The 16535-nt window shown below is 66.8% G+C and carries 13 protein-coding genes and 1 tRNA gene; 9 read left to right on the forward strand and 5 right to left on the reverse strand.

All coding sequences use genetic code 11. From position 1 onward, the window contains the following. Positions 1 to 46: 46 nt before the first annotated feature. Both B0E47_RS02365 and B0E47_RS02370 read left to right on the forward strand, forming a co-directional pair. Positions 47 to 1756, forward strand: a complete 1710-nt coding sequence (locus tag B0E47_RS02365; protein ID WP_077512182.1) for a glycosyltransferase family 39 protein — start codon at positions 47 to 49, stop codon at positions 1754 to 1756. 110 nt (positions 1757 to 1866) lie between these two features. Next, positions 1867 to 3126, forward strand: coding sequence for an O-antigen ligase family protein (locus B0E47_RS02370; RefSeq protein WP_077512122.1), 1260 nt, complete (start codon positions 1867 to 1869; stop codon positions 3124 to 3126). A gap of 17 nt (positions 3127 to 3143) precedes the next feature. Here B0E47_RS02370 and B0E47_RS02375 read toward each other — a convergent pair whose 3' ends face one another. Further along, complete coding sequence (locus tag B0E47_RS02375; protein WP_077512124.1) at positions 3144 to 4037, reverse strand: glycosyltransferase family 2 protein; 894 nt, start codon at positions 4035 to 4037, stop codon at positions 3144 to 3146. Between the two features lie 325 nt (positions 4038 to 4362). On the opposite strand from B0E47_RS02375, the gene B0E47_RS02380 reads away from it, so the two are divergent. From B0E47_RS02380 to B0E47_RS02395, 4 genes are all read left to right on the forward strand, one after another. Further along, positions 4363 to 5178, forward strand: coding sequence for a glycosyltransferase family 2 protein (locus B0E47_RS02380; RefSeq protein WP_077512126.1), 816 nt, complete (start codon positions 4363 to 4365; stop codon positions 5176 to 5178). After that, entirely contained in the window at positions 5178 to 6209 is a 1032-nt protein-coding gene (locus B0E47_RS02385) for a CDP-glycerol glycerophosphotransferase family protein (RefSeq protein WP_077512128.1), read from the forward strand. The genes B0E47_RS02380 and B0E47_RS02385 overlap by 1 nt, the downstream gene beginning before the upstream one ends. 69 nt (positions 6210 to 6278) lie before the next feature. Continuing rightward, on the forward strand, positions 6279 to 8006 hold the full coding sequence (locus B0E47_RS02390) for a glycosyltransferase family 39 protein (RefSeq protein ID WP_077512130.1): 1728 nt from the start codon (positions 6279 to 6281) through the stop codon (positions 8004 to 8006). Between the two features lie 7 nt (positions 8007 to 8013). Next, positions 8014 to 8337, forward strand: coding sequence for a tetratricopeptide repeat protein (locus B0E47_RS02395; RefSeq protein ID WP_077512132.1), 324 nt, complete (start codon positions 8014 to 8016; stop codon positions 8335 to 8337). Between the two features lie 151 nt (positions 8338 to 8488). Here the strand turns inward: B0E47_RS02395 and B0E47_RS02400 are convergent, their stop codons facing one another. After that, complete coding sequence (locus tag B0E47_RS02400) at positions 8489 to 9382, reverse strand: lipid A biosynthesis acyltransferase (protein ID WP_077512134.1); 894 nt, start codon at positions 9380 to 9382, stop codon at positions 8489 to 8491. An 83-nt stretch (positions 9383 to 9465) separates the two neighbouring features. Between B0E47_RS02400 and dtd the strand changes: the two genes are divergently transcribed. Both dtd and rpoD read left to right on the forward strand, forming a co-directional pair. Next, positions 9466 to 9906, forward strand: a complete 441-nt coding sequence (gene dtd, locus B0E47_RS02405; protein ID WP_077512136.1) for a D-aminoacyl-tRNA deacylase — start codon at positions 9466 to 9468, stop codon at positions 9904 to 9906. Positions 9907 to 10068: 162 nt separating this feature from the next. Beyond that, positions 10069 to 11946, forward strand: coding sequence for an RNA polymerase sigma factor RpoD (gene rpoD / locus B0E47_RS02410; RefSeq protein ID WP_077512138.1), 1878 nt, complete (start codon positions 10069 to 10071; stop codon positions 11944 to 11946). 63 nt (positions 11947 to 12009) lie between these two features. Here rpoD and B0E47_RS02415 read toward each other — a convergent pair whose 3' ends face one another. Continuing rightward, a complete protein-coding gene (locus tag B0E47_RS02415; protein WP_077512140.1) occupies positions 12010 to 12381 on the reverse strand; it encodes a nuclear transport factor 2 family protein in 372 nt (123 codons plus the stop codon). A 123-nt stretch (positions 12382 to 12504) separates the two neighbouring features. Here B0E47_RS02415 and B0E47_RS02420 point away from each other — a divergent pair. After that, positions 12505 to 12581, forward strand: a tRNA-Ile gene (locus B0E47_RS02420). A gap of 88 nt (positions 12582 to 12669) precedes the next feature. On the opposite strand, the gene phnD is transcribed toward B0E47_RS02420, so the two are convergent. Beyond that, positions 12670 to 13746: a phosphate/phosphite/phosphonate ABC transporter substrate-binding protein gene (gene phnD, locus B0E47_RS02425; RefSeq protein WP_254422771.1), complete on the reverse strand. Its 1077-nt coding sequence runs from the start codon at positions 13744 to 13746 to the stop codon at positions 12670 to 12672. A 287-nt stretch (positions 13747 to 14033) separates the two neighbouring features. Then, positions 14034 to 16412, reverse strand: a complete 2379-nt coding sequence (pbpC, locus tag B0E47_RS02430; protein ID WP_254422772.1) for a penicillin-binding protein 1C — start codon at positions 16410 to 16412, stop codon at positions 14034 to 14036. Between the last annotated feature and the right edge of the window lie 123 nt (positions 16413 to 16535).

Raw genomic sequence — 16535 nt, forward strand, 5'->3', positions numbered from 1 at the left:
TATGCTTGGCAGCACCGCTCCCCTCGCAGACAGAATGCCGCACGTCGTGAAGCCCCTGCTGCCCCTGTCCCGCGCCCGTCCGTTGTGGCTACGCGATGCCCGCGGGGAGCTGCTGCTGTTCGGCGTATTTGCCGTGCTGTTGCTCGGTCTCGGCATCGGCCTGCGCGATCCGTGGCCATCGGACGAACCGCGTTTCGCCCTCGTCGCGCACTGGATGGTCGAACACGGCCAGTGGCTGTTTCCGCATCGCGGCCACGAGCTGTACCCGGACAAGCCACCAGTGTTCATGTGGCTGGAGGCGCTGGCCTACCTGCTGACCCGCAGCTGGCGGGTGGCCTTCCTGCTGCCGTCCCTGCTGGCCGGCCTGGGCGCGCTGGCGCTGGTCTACGACCTGGCGCGGCGCTTGTGGAACCATCGCAGCGCACTGCTGGCCGCAGCCACCTTGCTGGTCACGATCCACTTCACCTACCAGATGCGCAACGCGCAGATCGATCCGTTGCTGTTGGGCTGGATCACCCTCGCCAATTACGGCCTGCTGCGCCACCTGCTGCTGGGGCCGGCGTGGCGCTGGTTTGCCGTCGGCTGTTTTTTTGCCGGTGTCGGCGTGGCGACTAAGGGCGTCGGTGTGCTCGCCCTGCTGATGCTGGTCCCTTACCTGATTGCCCGGCGCGGTGGATGGCGCCATCTGGCACGGCCTGCCGGCGGCTGGCGCTGGGCCGGTGGCGTGGCCATGTTCCTGCTGCCGATCCTGGGCTGGCTGCTGCCGATGCTGCTGGTGGCCCGTGCCGACGGCGATCCGCAGCACGCCGCCTACGTGCAGAACATCCTGTTCGGGCAGACCGTGCATCGCTACGCCACGCCGACCGGGCATCTCCATTCGCCGTTCTATTTCCTCGGCATCATCGCGGTCGACTGGCTGCCGCTGTCGTTGCTGCTGCCGTGGGCACTGCCGGCGTGGTGGCGGCGACTGCAGCGGCGCGATGCACGCTTCCTGCTGCCGCTGGGCTGGATCGTGCTGATCCTGCTGTTCTTCTCGATCAGCCCGGGCAAACGCGATGTGTACATCCTGCCCGCGCTGCCGATGGCCGTACTGGCGCTGGCGCCCCTGCTGCCCGGCCTGCTGCGCCGGCGCGGCGTGCGCCTCGCGGTGTTCGCACTGACCACGCTGCTGGGCGCGTTGCTGACCCTGGGCGCCGCACTGGCCTTGCTGCGTCACCCGCCCTGGGCGCTGAAGATCGAGCAAAGCCTGGATCCGCAGATCTGGTGGCTGGGGCTGGTCATCGGCTGTGCCGGGCTGGTCATCGCATCATTCACCCGTGTACGCCGGGCTCCGCTGGGTTGGCTGCTGTTCGCGGGCGTGCTGTGGAGCCTGTATGGCCTGTGGGGCTACCCCATGCTCAACGGCGACCGTTCGGCGCGCGACGTGATGGTCAGGGCGCGTGCGATCGCCGGTCCGCAGGCCAGCATCGGCCTGCTGGCCTGGAAGGAACAGAACCTGCTGATGGCGCAAGGTCCGGTCACCGAGTTCGGCTTCCTCAAGCCGTGGCCGCAGCAATACGCCGAGGCCGTCGCGTGGCTACGGCAGGATCCGGCGCAGCGCTGGATCTTCAGCCTGGATACGGCGATGGGCACCTGCGTGGACCGGCGTCGCGCCACCTACGCCGGCCACGCCAACCGGCGCGAGTGGTGGATGTTCAGGCTGGACGCGGTATTACCTGGCTGTATTCCCCGCGACAATGGCGACGACGACGAATGACCTCCGTGACGCAACCATGGATTGCCACAGGCGCCGGTGCGCCCGACCTGCGCGATGCCCCACAATGGCAGCCGTGCATCGACGACCCGTGTGCCCGCCCAGTTGTCCCGATGGAAGATCACCTCGTGCAGGCAACCCTGAAACCCTGGCAAGCATGGGTGCTCTCCATCCTGGTGGCCCTGATGCCGCTGTCGTTCTCGATCGACCTGCGCCTCAAGGCGGTGCCCACCGGCTTGTTGTTTCTGATCGGGCTGGCCCTGCTCGTCGGTTCCGCCAGCACGCGCCGCAGCTTCCGCGCGGCGTGGCTGCCGGTGGCAGCGGCGTTGCTGATGACCGGGTTCGTGATCGTCAACGTGCTGGTCCACCAGCTTGGCTGGCGGCCGCTGGACCGCCCCGGCCACATCCTGTTGTTCCTCGCCACGGCGGCATGCTTCAGCCTGCCGCTGCGGATGCGACTGGTCTGGGCGGGATTCAGCCTGACCGCGATCGCGCTCGGCGCGGCAGGGTTCGTGCAATACCACGTGCTGGGGATCGATCGCGCCTACGGGCTGAACGGGGGCGCCTCTGCCTCGATCGAACTGGCCACCATCCTGCTGGGGCTTTCCGCGGTGGCCCTCGTGCAGTTTCTGGTCCCCGCCAGCCGTCGATGGGAAAAGGTCCTGCACGTCGTCGCCATGGCCTTCGGCATGTATGGCGCCCTGCTGACCCAGAGTCGTGGCCCGTTGCTGGCGTTTGCGCCGATTTTCGTGTTGCTGGTGCTGCTGCACGCACGCCGCACCGGCCGCTGGCGATCAAGTTTGCTGCTGGCCGGCGCGGTGTGCGTGGTTGCCGGCGGAGCGACGTTCGGCATGCGCCACGAGATGGTGTCGCGTTTCGAGGCGATCGCCCCGGAAGTGACCAGTTTCGATCATCGGCACGATGCCACGGGTGCCGTGCGCGAACGGCTCGAGATGTGGCGCACGGCCGGGCGTGCCTTCATGGCCCATCCCGTCGCCGGCATCGGCATCGGCCAGTTCGCCGCCTACACGCATCAGGAGATCGTCGCCGGTCGCAGCAATCCGATCATCGGCCGCTACAACCAGCCGCACAACGAATACCTGGAGGCGGCCGCCAGCGGTGGCATCCCCGGCCTGCTGGTGCTGCTGGGCGTGTTCCTCGTGCCACTGTGGTATTTCAGCCGCCACGTGCTCGACCCGGATGGCGACATCGCGACGCCGGCCTCGATCGGGGTGGCAGTGATCGGCCTGTACATGCTGTGCGCGCTCACCGACAGCGTCTTCTACCGCATGATGACGCAGTCGTTCTATTTCTTCCTGGTGCTTGGGCTCGCCTTGCGGATCGGCGCGCTGAGCCGGCCGGACGAGGGCTGACAGCCGGCGCGACGAGCTCAGGCCACCGCAGCCCGCCCCACCGCGATCCGGCCCGGCGGAATCGGCGGCAGGCTCAGCGCCGCTGAGTGGACAGTGCGAAGGTCCATCGGCGCTTCGGCGAATTCAAGCATGCACTGCTCCACGCCGCGCTCGCAGCGAATGAGGCCCAGACGCTTGGTCTCTTCCAGGATGCGATCGTTCGGATTGTCGACGAGGTGCTTGCGGGTGCGATGGTAAAGATGCACCGCCAGACCGCCCAGACGCAGGTCGCGCCGGGCCACGCCGGCATGGAAGGCGCGTACCGCCAGTTCGGTATCCTCGCGGCCCCATCCGGTCATCGTCTCGTTGAAGCCGTTGAGACGCAGCAGGTCGTCGCGCCAGAACGCCATGTTGCAGCTCTTGATGCCGCGCTGCCGGGTGCTTGGCCGCGCAAACAGGCGTGCCAGCAGCGGCAATCGCAAGGTATGTCGCCGTCGATCGATGCCGCGGCGGAAAAACTCCGGGAACGAGGGACCGCGCCCCAGCATGTCCTTGACCGAGCTTGCGTCGGTCAGCACGCGCGAACCTTGGGCGAAACAGCCGCGTCGCGCAAATGCCCGGTGATCGGCGATGAAGTGACGCTCGGCCACCATGTCACCGTCGAGCAGGATGACGTAGTCGCCCCGGGCCGCGGCAATCGCGCGGTTGCGTGCGCGACTCATCCGCGCGCCGTCATCCGGCTGCCACAGATGCACCAGCCGAACCGGATAATCGCGTGCGAGGCGCAACAGCAACTCGCGCGTGGCGGGTTGCGAGCCATCGTCCGTGACGATGACTTCATACGGCAACTCGGTCTGGCTGGCGAGCGCCCGCAGCACCAGCTCGAGCGCCTCGGGCCAGTTGTAGGTGATTACGGCAACGCTGATGCGCATGGGCTGCCCCGGGCTGACGATTCGTGCAGATTGCTGTTGGCGCGACCTCCAGCCGCAAGCAGACACATCCAGAGCCCGGTCCTGTTCCGCCAAGCCATCCAGGCCCGATATCTTGCTGTCAGACGACCACCTGATTGACAGACGACCCTCAGAGTCTCTCGTCGAGAGACTCTGTCCCGAGGCTTGCCGTCCGTGTGATGTCCCCGGGGATGATCGGTCGCTGCGTGTCGCGTCCGGTTCAGTCGACGCCGGCATCGGTGCTCGTCCCATGGGCGAATGATAACTCCATGCCGGGCGGACCGCATGCATCGGCTAGAATCCGCCCATGCCCGCCCTTCCGCTGACCCTCGCCGTCATCACCCACAACGAGGCCGACACGATTGCGCGATGCCTGGACAGTGTCCCGTTCGCGGCCGAAAAGCTGGTGGTCGATTCGGGCAGTGACGACGACACCGTGGCGATCGCGCAGGCGCACGGCGCGCGCGTTGTGCACCAGGATTGGCTCGGTTTCGGCGCGCAACGCAACTTTGCCAGTGGCCAGTGCAGCCATGACTGGATCCTGGTGCTGGATGCCGACGAATACCTCAGCCCCGAACTCGCCGGCGAACTGCAACAGCGCCTGCCCACGCTGATGGCGAGCGACACGCCAGCCGCCTGGCTGCGCCGCAGCACGATCTACATGGGCCGGCCGATGCGCTGGTACCGACCGGCCGTGGGCGAAAAGCTGGCGCGGCTGTATCACCGCGGTCGGGCGCGCTGGAGCGATGCGCGCGTACATGAATCGTTGCGCTTCGACGGCGCCGCGCCAACCCTGCGCGCGACCTTCAACCACACCAACAATCCGACCCTGGTGCACAAGCAACTCAAGGTGCTGCGCTACACCGAACTGAAGTGCCGGGACTGGCTGGACAAGCGCAAACCGGTGCGCATGTGGCAGGCGCCCTTCGTGTTTGCGCTCGCCTTCCTCAAGGATTACGTCTTTCGGCTGGCCTTCCTCGACGGCTGGCGGGGTTTCATGATCGCCCACACGGCGGCAAGCTACGCCATCTACAAGCGCATGCGCCATTACGAAATGGTGCACAGCCCGGATTCGGTGGCGCGCGCCGCCGGCCTGCTGCACAAGCATGAAATCGATCGCTGATGACTGGTCCCAAGCGCTATCTCCTGTACGGATCGGAGCGTTATGCGCTGGCCATCCTGCGCCCGGTGCAGGAGGCGATTCGCGCCCGTGGCGGCGAGACGGGCTGGTTTTTCGACGGCCCAGGGGCCGCGGACCTGGTCGAGGGCGAACGCCTGTTGACCGTGTCGCAAGTGCGTGCGTGGAAACCGTTGGCCGTGCTGACGCCGGGCAACCACCTGCCGCATTTCTTTCCGGGCGTGAAGGTCGAGGTGTTTCACGGCTTCGACGCCGGCAAGCCGCGGCACATCTACATCCGCGGCTTCTTCGACCTGTATTGCACCACCGGTCCGCGCGACACCGCGCAGTTCGAGGCGCTGGCCGAGCGGCTCGGCCACTTCGCCGTGACGGAAACCGGCTGGCCCAAGCTCGACCCCTTCATGCGTGACATTGCCGGCCCGCTGCCGGCGCTGCGCCGGCCACCGGTGATCCTGTACCACTCCACCTTCTCGCCTTCATGGAGCGCCGCCGAGACGCTGTACGAGGAAGTGAAGCGGCTTTCCCGCGACGGGCGCTGGCGCTGGATCGTCACCTTTCACCCGAAGATGAACCCGGAGACCCGCGCGCGCTACCAGGCGCTGCAGAACGAACACCTCGCGTTCGCGCAGAACGACAACATCCTCGAGCTGTTCCCGAAGGTCGACATGATGTGCTCCGATACGTCCTCGGCGCTCAACGAATTCCTGCTCACCGGCAAGCCGGTGGTGACCTTCAAGAACCGCCGGCCCGGCCCCCAGCTGATCGATATCGACGATCCGGCCCAGTTCGAGCCTGCGATCGAGCGCGCGCTGGCGCGACCACCGGAGCTGATGCAGGCAGTCCGCGACTACGCCGACGCGATCCATCCGTATCGCGACGGCCGTTCCAGCGAGCGCGTACTTGACGCCATCGATGCCTTCGTCGCGCGCGGCGCAAGAAACCGCCGACGCAAGCCGCTGAATCTGTGGCGCAAACTCAAGTTGCGCCGCCGCATCGGCTACTGGGGGCCAGCCTGACCGCGCTCCGGTGTCGGGCTCCCGGCACCGCGCAGGCTAGAATCACCGCAGTCCACCAAGAGCCTGCCCGTGTCATCAAGCTCCCATAACCGTCTTGAACACCTGCGCACCATGTGGCCGTGGTTGCCGCTGTGGATGCTGGTGGCGCTGCTGGCGATCTTCTCGCACGGCCCGATGCCGCTGTATTCCACCCGCACCCTGGCGGTCGCGTGGGAAATGTGGAACCAGGGCCACTGGCTGGTGCCGCACATCAACGGCCAGCCTTACAGCGAGAAGGCGCCGCTGCTGTTCTGGCTGATTCAGGGCGGCTGGTTCGCGTTCGGCGTCAACGACGTCTGGCCGCGCGTGCTCGAGGTGCTGATCGGCGGCGCGCAACTGGTGTTGATTTCGCTGCTGGCGCGGCGGCTGTTCCCGAGCCGGCCGTGGATGGCCAAGGCGGCGCCATGGATGCTGCTGGCGCTGGGCTGCGCGTTCCTGTTCGCCTTGCAGATCATGTACGACGGGTTGCTGGCCATGTGGACGCTGGCCGCCCTGCTGTGCCTGACCCCGAAGATGCAGCGGGCCGAACCGCGCTGGTTGCTTTTCGGTCTGTGCATCGGTCTGGGCTTGCTGACCAAAGGGCCGGTGATGTTGCTGCACATCATCTTTCCGTGGCTGCTCGGTCCGCTGTGGAACGACTGGGCACGTCAGCATCGCGCACGTTGGTACGGCGGCGGCACGCTCGCGCTGCTGCTCGGCGCCGCGATGCTGTTGGCATGGGCGCTGCCGGCCGGGTTCTCCGGCGGCGAGGCATACCGGCAACGACTGTTCTTCACCCAGACCGCCGGCCGCGTGGTCGACAAGCTGTCAGAAGGCAAGAACCTGCAGAACCATGCCGAGCCGTTCTGGTTCTACCTGCTGTGGCTGTTGCCGCTGCTGTTTCCGTTCAGTGGCTGGCCACGCGTGTGGGTGGCCATCACCGGCTTGCGCCGGCCGCTGGAGCCGGGTCTGCGCTTTGCGCTGTGCTGGCTGATACCAAGCTTCATCGTGTTCTCGCTGATCAGCGGCAAGCAGCCGTATTACCTGTTTCCCGAGGCTGGCGGTATCGTGCTGTTGATGGCTGGCGCGATCGCGGTGTTGCGCGAGCGCCAACCGGCACTGGCCAACAATGGCTGGCTCGGCACCTGGCCGCTGGGTGTGGGCGGCATCGGCTTCGCCGTGTTGCTGTTCGCGCTGCCCCTGCTGGTGGATCGCAACATGGTGCATGGCGACTGGCCCAATGCGGCCGCGCCATACAGCCGCTATTTCAGCGTGATCTTCCTGCTGCTGGGCATCCTGCTGCTGCTGCGTGGCCGCGGCGAACTGCGCCGGCTGGCGGTGGCCGGGCTGGTCGGCGTGTTCGCGCTGAACGCCCTGTTCACGCTGACCTTGTGGCCGCGCTGGGATCTGCGCCCCGCCGCCCATCTGCTGGGCGACGCCGAGCGCGCCGGTCATCCGCTCGCCAACCTCGGCAACTACGAGGGCGAGTTCCATTTCGAGGGCCGGCTGACCCAACCGATCACCGAGCTGTACGGCAACCAGGCCTTGCAGGACTACGCGCGCGACCATCCGGACGGCCTGGTCGTGGCGCACCCGGGAAAACTGACCCCGGCCGACCTGCGTTACGCCCTGCTGGCACAGCCGTTCCGCTCGTCCTGGGTGGTGATCTGGTCGGCGACTTCGCTGGCCGATCTCCGCGCGGGGCATACCCCGCCGGAACCGGCACAGCCGACCCAGGTGTACACGGCCGACGACTGGCGTTATCGAACCGAGCCTTGAGGTCGGCATGAGCGCCCTGGTCGACAACCTGCGCCAGCAACGTGGCGGCCCGCGCGATGGTGCGCTGCTGCGGTTCTCGCTGGGCAATGCCCTGCTCGGCGAGAACGACTCGACGGCGGCGATCGAGGAGTTGCAGCGCGCCGTGGTCTTCGACCCGACCTACTCGGCGGCATGGAAGCTGCTGGGCAAGGCCTGCCTCGAAGCCGGCCAGTCCGATGCCGCTGCCGATGCCTGGCGTCGCGGCATCGCCGCCGCCAACCGTCGCGGCGACAAGCAGGCCGAGAAGGAAATGACCGTGTTCCTGCGGCGCCTGGACAAGGCCCCACCGTAAGGCCATCTTACGTAGGAGCCCGCTCGCGGGCGATGCTTTATCTTTCGGGATTCGGGATTCGGAAGAGCATCGCCCGCGAGCGGGCTCCTACGAAACACCGTCGTGCGTACCTGCCGATGGCACGGTTGCATAACGAGGAGCGAGACGGTATCTACCCGTTCTCGCGATCGTATGGGCTGACCAGGCCATCGGCCGACCAACGTTTGTATTGCCATTGGTACTGGGTAAACGCCAGCTCGACACAGTCCTGCACGCCACGATTCAGCGCCGTGCAGGCGACCTGCGCATCAGGGTCGTCGATGCCGGATGGTGCCGCCAGCAGATGGATGCGATAGCCCGCGCCCGCCGGCAGGCGCTCGGCGAACGCGAACAGCACGGTGGCACCCGTGCGCGCCGCCAGCCGCGGCAACAACACCATGGTCAGCGCGTCGCGGCCGAAGAACGGCGCCAGCCGGCCCTCGCCCGCCCGCGGCTTCTGGTCCGGCAGGATGCCCACCGTGCCACCGGCGGCCAACCGTTTGTACAGGGTGCGCACGCCCGCGCCATCGGCTCGGATCTGCTCCGGCGCCAGCGCACCGCGGACCTCGCGCAACAGTCCTTCCACGGCGGCGATGCGCGGCGGCCGGTACAGGATCGCCATCGGCGTCTTGCGGCACAGCCAGTAATTCAGCAGTTCCCAGCAACCCAGGTGCGGCGCGGCGATGATCACGCCCTTGCCCGCGGCCAGCGCAGCATCGAACAGGTCTTCACCGCGCACCTCACGCACCAGCGTCAGCGCGCGTTCGGCGTCGCTGCCCCAGACCTTGACGATCTCGCTGATCGACTTGCCGCCCTCGGCCATCACTTCGCGCAGCAGTGGCGCGCGGTCGTCATAAGGCAGCGCTGGCCGCGCGATGCGCAGGTTCACCGCGGTGTGGTGCGCCGTGCGCCCGCCTCGCCACAACACCAGCGTGCCGAGAGCGGCACCGCAGCGATGGAGCACCCGCAACGGCAGCAAGGCCAGCAGGCGCAGACAGAGATAGATCAGGTAGATGTCGGGGCGCATGTCCGTAAAGTGTAGAGGACCCATCCCGCCACCGGCCGGCCGGACTTCGCTTATGCTCTTGCGAATCCCGAATCCCGAATCCCATGATCTCCCTGATCCAGCGCGTAACCTCCGCCAGTGTCCAGGTCGGTGACGAGACGATCGGCTCGATCGGCGCGGGCCTGCTCGCCCTGGTGGCGGTGCAGCCGGACGACGGCGAAGCGCAGGCCAGGCGCATGCTGGAGCGACTGCTGGGCTACCGGGTCTTCGCCGACGAAGTAGGCAGGATGAACCGCTCGCTCAGCGACACCGGCGGCGGTCTGCTGCTGGTCAGCCAGTTCACCCTGGCCGCCGACACCCGTTCCGGCATGCGCCCCAGCTTTACTCGCGCGGCGCCACCCGAGCAGGGCCGACGCTGGTTCGAGCGCCTGCTGGAACTGGCACGGGCCGCGCATCCGGGGGTGGAAACCGGGCGCTTCGGTGCCCATATGGTGATCCGGCTGGTCAACGACGGCCCGGTCACGTTCTGGCTGGACACGGCCTGAGCGACGCTTCCCGGCACGACGCACGCGGCGCTTGCCAGTACCGCGGTTTGGCGCGAATTTTGCGTGCCCGAACTGCAGAATCTTTCCCTTGAAAACTGGTCAAAAAAGCAGCACATCGCTATAATGTCCGGTTCTTGCACCCCCTTGGCAGTCGGTTAATCCATGAACAGCAAAGCTCCCCACGAGCAACAGTCGGAAATCAAGGCCCTCATTTCGAAGGGTCTGGAGCAGGGTTACCTGACCTACGCCGAAATCAACGACCACCTGCCCGACGACATCGTCGATCCGGAGCAGATCGAAGACATCATGGCCGTGCTCAAGGGCGTCGGCATCGAGGTGCACGACGCGGCGCCGGATGGCGATACTGTGGCCGACAAGGCCGACTCCGGCGCGGACGACGAAACCGCCGCCGAGGAAGCCGTCGCCCTGCTCTCCGCCGTCGACGCCGAAGTGGGCCGCACCACCGACCCGGTGCGCATGTACATGCGCGAGATGGGCACGGTCGAGCTGCTCACCCGCGAGGGCGAGATCGCCATCGCCAAGCGCATCGAGGAAGGCCTCGGCCAAGTGCAGACCGCGCTCGCCAGCTTCCCGCTGACGATCGAACTGCTGCTGGAGGAATACGACCAGCACCTGGACGGCAAGCGCCGCCTCAGTGAGATCCTGGCCGGCTTCCTCGACCTGGAGGAAGCCGCCGACCTCGCCCGCAAGGAGAAGGAAGCCGCGGCCGCCGAAGCCGCCGAGCTCGGCCTCGACGAGGAATCCGACGGCGACGACGAAGAAGAGGGCGCCGCCGAGGAAGAGGAAGAAGCCGGCCCGACCGGTCCCGACCCGGAAGAGGTCAAGCGCCGCATGGAGCTGCTGCGCGACTACTACGCCAAGTTCCAGAAGGCCGCGCCGAAAGCGGCCAGCATCACCGACAAGAAGATCGTCAAGCTGCGCGACCAGATGGCCGAGGAATTCCTCAAGCTCAAGCTGCCCAGCGCGCTGATCGACGGCTTCGTGCGCAAGCTGCGCGAAGTGGTGGGCGACATCCGCCATCACGAGCGCGTGCTGCTGGACATCTTCGTCAAGCAGGTGAAGATGCCCAAGGCCGAGTTCATCAAGACCTTCCCCAGCAACGAGGGCAACCTCGAGTGGGTGGCCGAGCTCAGCCGCAAGCGGCAGAAGTGGTCGCCGAACATCAAGGTGCACCGCGAGGCGATCGACGCCGAGCAGGAAAAACTGGCCGCGATCGAGCGCAAGCTGTTCCTGCCGCTGATCGACATCAAGGACATCAACCGCGCCATGGCCAGCGGCGAGGCGAAAGCCCGGCGCGCCAAGAAGGAAATGGTCGAGGCGAACCTGCGCCTGGTGATCTCGATCGCCAAGAAGTACACCAACCGCGGCCTGCAGTTCCTCGACCTGATCCAGGAAGGCAACATCGGCCTGATGAAGGCGGTCGACAAGTTCGAATACCGCCGCGGCTACAAGTTCTCGACCTACGCCACCTGGTGGATCCGCCAGGCGATCACCCGCAGCATCGCTGATCAAGCCAGGACCATCCGCATCCCGGTGCACATGATCGAGACGATCAACAAGTTGAACCGCATTTCCCGCCAGATGCTGCAGCAGTTCGGCCGCGAGGCCACGCCGGAAGAACTGGCCAAGGAAATGGAGATGCCCGAGGACAAGATCCGCAAGGTGCTGAAGATCGCCAAGGAACCGATCTCGATGGAAACCCCGATCGGCGACGACGAGGACTCGCATCTGGGCGATTTCATCGAGGACGGCAATGCCAGCTCGCCGATCGACTCGGCCACCGAAACCGGCCTGATGGAAACCGTGCGCGACGTGCTCGCCGGGCTCACCCCGCGCGAAGCCAAGGTGTTGCGCATGCGCTTCGGCATCGACATGAACACCGATCACACGCTGGAAGAAGTCGGCAAGCAGTTCGACGTCACCCGCGAACGCATCCGCCAGATCGAGGCGAAGGCTCTGCGCAAGCTGCGTCACCCCAGCCGTTCCGAACAGCTGCGCTCGTTCCTCGACGTCGAGTAATCACGGTGCCAGCTTGACCAAGAAGCCCCGCCGATGCGGGGCTTCTTCATTTCAGTCAGGAGTTCAGCCGACGTCGTAGAAGAACTGCTCGCGCACGATCTTGCCGCCATGCACGCGGTACACGCAGATCTCGCTCATGTTCACCCGGCCACGTCCCTTCATGGTCACGTCCATCGCCAGCGCGACGCTGAACCAGTTCTCCGCGATCACCGGCTCGCTCACGCTGCCGCCATGCACGGCCTCGATCATCGCGCCGAACTGCCGTCCCTTCTCGTAGATCGCCGCCAGTCCCTGCACACTGCCCAACGCGCCAGGCGGCAAACCGTCCGGCTCGATGCTCACTGCATCATCCGCATACAGCTCGCGCTGCGCGTCCTCGTACTTCCCTTCGCGGCACAACTCGACCAGCCGTTTCGCTATCGCTTCGGTGTTCATGCGTACTCTCCGGTCTGTGGGGGAGGACTAGCCTACCCCTCGCCCCATCGCATGCACCACTGCGTTCTGCCCCGCTATCCTCGTATGCAAGGCGCACGCTACGGTAAACTGACGCCCTTGCACGGGCCTATAGCTCAATTGGTTAGAGCATCGGACTCATAATCCGCTGGTTCCAGGTTCAAGTCCTGGTGGGCCCACCAGATCCGGAAGCCGCAGCAGCAGTTGCCATCCGACTCGCGGCCCGCTGCGATCGCCCGCACGCGCCATGCCGACAACCCGGATCCACCACTACGGTGTGCTTGCGGTGCCCTCGAGCATCTGCAGAACCTGCTGGTGCTCGCTCTCGATCTTCCGCAGCCGCGCCTGCATGGCGGCATCGCTCACCCAGCGCACATTCAGCGCGCGCCGACGGTCGAGGTGATAGTCGATGTCGGCGAACGGTGTCAGCACCACGTTGCTGGCCGGTGCGAAGCCGCTGATGTCGTGGATCCGCTTCAGCTTGGCCAGCTCCGACGCGGCATTGCGGCCATCCTTGGCATAGTGGGTGATGAAGGCGGCGATATCGGCCTGCAGCGTAGGGGCAAGACCCTGGCGCACGATGATCACCGCATGCGGAATCAGGGTGGATTTCCACAGGATATGCAAGCGCGCATCTTGATCGGGAAAACGTTGCGCGAAGCGCTCCAGGTCCGCCGTGTTGTTGGTAGCCACATCCACTTCGCCATTGGCGACGGCGAGTGCGTTGTTCTGGTGGTTGTCCACCTTGACAGTGGCAAAGAAGGTGTCCGAATCCAGTTTGTGGCTGGCAAAGAGTTCGGTTTCCGGCACCAGGTAACCCGAGGTGGACAGTGTTTCGCTCCGCGCGAAGCGCCAGTGGCCCGGCTGGGCATAGAGGTCTGCCAGCGTGCGGATCGGCGAGTCCTTCCGCACCAGCAGCACCGCATAGTAGCCGTGCGAACCGTCGCCGCGCGTCAGCTGGGCGATCACTTCCATGCGATCCCGGGTCACCGCCTGCAGTGCCATGCGACCGGATACGAAAGCCACGTCCACGCGGTCCTCGGCGATCGCCTGGGCCAGACCCTCGTAGGTGCTCACCGAGATGCTGCGCACGTGTTGATGCAGTGCCTCGCTCATGTCGTCCAGCATCGGACGCCAGGCGACCAGCGATTCGGACGGGCCACCGATCGGCAGGATGCCGAAGGTCAATGCCCCGGTGTCCTTGTTCTGGCCAGCCGCCATCAGCGGCCAGCAGACCAGGCCCAGCAACAGCATGCAGATGAGCCGGTGCGCGATGCGCCAGCCGGCGGTGCTGCGACCCGGTGCGCCGCTGCGCCCGAGCCACGCCATGTTCACCTGGAGAACCATTTTTCGCCTCCCCCGGCAGCGTCCCATTCGCCGCAAGCACCCTGCCTTCCCTCTCGACGGGCCGAGAATACCCGAAGTCATCGCAACCCATGGATGGCCCGGCCCGACCGGGCGACCCCAGCCAGAGCTGCAATCAACGGTTCGCAGGGCCGCCAGCGGCGGCGACTGACTCACCGCTGCGCCACGGCACCCGCACGGCACGGGCTGGCCGATGTGATGACGCAGCCGCCGCTGTCCGCGGGGCTACGCCGGCGCGCCGGATGCGATCCGCGGGCCGCGGGCGCCGCTCAACCGGACACGTGCAGCGGCAGGGTGGCAAAAGCGCCATCCGCGGCCAGCGCGGTCACGCGGTAGTCACCGGCTTGCGGGAGCGCGAGCAGAATCGACGCCGCGCCCACGCTGCTGCCTTGCAGCCGACCGTTGAGCAACCATTGCACCGCGCCCTGCGTGCCGATCGCGTTGAGCGTCACGCGCAGCGGATGATCGCTGTTCGGCGCGCGGCGCAGGGTGACGCCGGGGTTGAGGCCGGCGATGCGGATCGGGTTGGCGAGATCGAGCGAATCGGCGGCGCAACCCGAGGCCAGCGGTGGCAATGCCGCGGCGCGACGATCGTCGACGCTCAACCAGGGCGTGGCCAGCACCGGCCAGCGTGCGAGCTGGATCATCTGTTCGTGCGCGGCGTGACAGGCGCCGCTCAGCCGCTGGCCGTGCCGGTTGACACGCAGCGTGAGCAGGCCGGATGACCAGGCGCCGAGATCGCGCTCGGCGAAGGTGGGCGGAATCGCATCATCGAGCACCCATGCCGTGCGGCGCTGCCGGCACAGCGGTGCCGGCGTAGTTGCCGCGGCGGCGCCAAGCGGCCAGCAGATGTCGATCGCACGCACGCTGGTCGGCTGCGCTGCATGCGTGCGCCCACCGCGTTGCGGCAACATGTCGGCGATCTGGAACAGCAGCGGCAGCGCGGTCACCGCGCCGTACTGACCGGGCGACGGCGTGCCATCCGGGCGACCGATCCACACGCCGATCGTCCACCGATCGGTGACGCCGACCGCCCAGGCGTCGCGGTAGCCGTAGCTGGTGCCGGTCTTCCAGGCCACGTTGGCATGCCGGTTGATCACGCCGGCGAGCGGCGCGCCTTCGACATCGGCCGGGTTGCTGCCGAGGATCTCGCGGATGATCCAGGCCGCGCCCGGCGACAGCAGCCGACGCAACCTGGCCGGCTGCTGCGGGGTGTAGCGTGGCGTGCCGGCGATGCCGCCATTGGCGAACGCGGAGTAGGCACCGACCAGGTTCTCGAGTCGCGTGGCCGCGCCGCCGAGGATGATCGACAGATTCGGCTTGGCACCATCGGGCAGTCCCAGGTCGATGCCGCCGTTGGCCAGCCGCGCCACGAAGCGGGTCGGGCCGACACGGTCGAGCACGTCCACCGCCGGCACGTTGAGTGAGCGCTGCAAGGCCTCGGCGGCGCTGACCGGACCGCTGAATGCTTCGTCGAAATTGCCTGGCTGGTAGCCGCCGAAATCCTGCGGTGCGTCGACCAGCAGGCTTTGCGAATCGATCAGGCCGTCGTCCAGCGCCAGTCCGTACAGGAACGGCTTCAGGGTGGAGCCCGGCGAGCGTGGCGCACTGACCATGTCGATATAACCATGCCGCTGCGGGTCGGCAAAGTCGCTGGTGCCGAGATAGACGCGCGTTTCCAGGGTGGCATTGTCGACCACCAGCAGCGCGGCGGTGCTCTGCGCCGGCAGGCGCGACAGATAGCTGCTGACCCGATCCTCGGACGCACGCTGCAGGTTCGCATCGATCGTGCTGACGATGCGCCGCTCTCGCGGATACTGCCGATGCAGGCGCTCCGCCAGCAGTGCCGCCGACAGCGGGGCACGCAGCGAGCGGGCGACCACCGGCTCGATCTCCGCTTCGCGTACCTGGGCGGCGCTCCACACGCCGAGATCGCGCATGCGACGCAGCACCTTGTCGCGCGCGGTGCGCGCTGCTTCGGGATGGCGATCCGGCCGCAGCCGGCTGGGCGATTGCGGCAATACCGCCAGCAGCGCCGCCTCCGCCCGCGACAGCTGGCTGGCCGGTTTACCGAGGTAGGCCCATGACGCCGCTTCCACGCCTTCGATCGGGCCGCCGAATGGCGCGTGGTTGAGATACAGGTCGAGGATCTGCGCCTTGCTCAGGTGCGCTTCCAGCTGCAGCGCACGGAAGATCTGCACCAGCTTGCCGCGAAACGTATGCGGACGGAACCAACCCGAGCCGGGCTCGATGATGCGCGCCACCTGCATGGTCAGGGTGGAGCCGCCGGACACGACGTGCCCATGCACGATGCCGCCGGCGAGGCCACGCAGCAACGCATACGGGTTGATGCCGGGATGACGGTAGAACCAGCGATCCTCGTAATGCAGCAACGCGGTCAGATACAGCGGCGACACTTTCTTCGCGGTGGTCGGGTAGCGCCACACGCCATCGCCGTCGGCGAACGCGCGCAGCGGCGTGCCATCGCGCGCCAGCACCACCGTGCTGCCGCTGTCCGGCGGCGGCAGGTGCAGCGGGAACAGGCGGTCGAGGACGAAGGCGAGCAGCAACAGCGCGGCGCCCGCTATGACCACGCCCCGCAGCCAGCGCCGCGTGCGGGAGCGGAGTGACGAAGTGGAACTGATCATGAAAACGTCCATGCCCCTATCGTCGTAGGAGCCCGCTCGCGGGCGATGCTCTTGATCTGATCAATGGTGTGCATCTGGAGCAAGAGCATCGCCCGCGAGCGGGCTCCTACGGGTATCGCGAGG

Origin of the sequence: Rhodanobacter sp. B05, assembly GCF_002001085.1 — a bacterium.
Taxonomy (GTDB): domain Bacteria; phylum Pseudomonadota; class Gammaproteobacteria; order Xanthomonadales; family Rhodanobacteraceae; genus Rhodanobacter.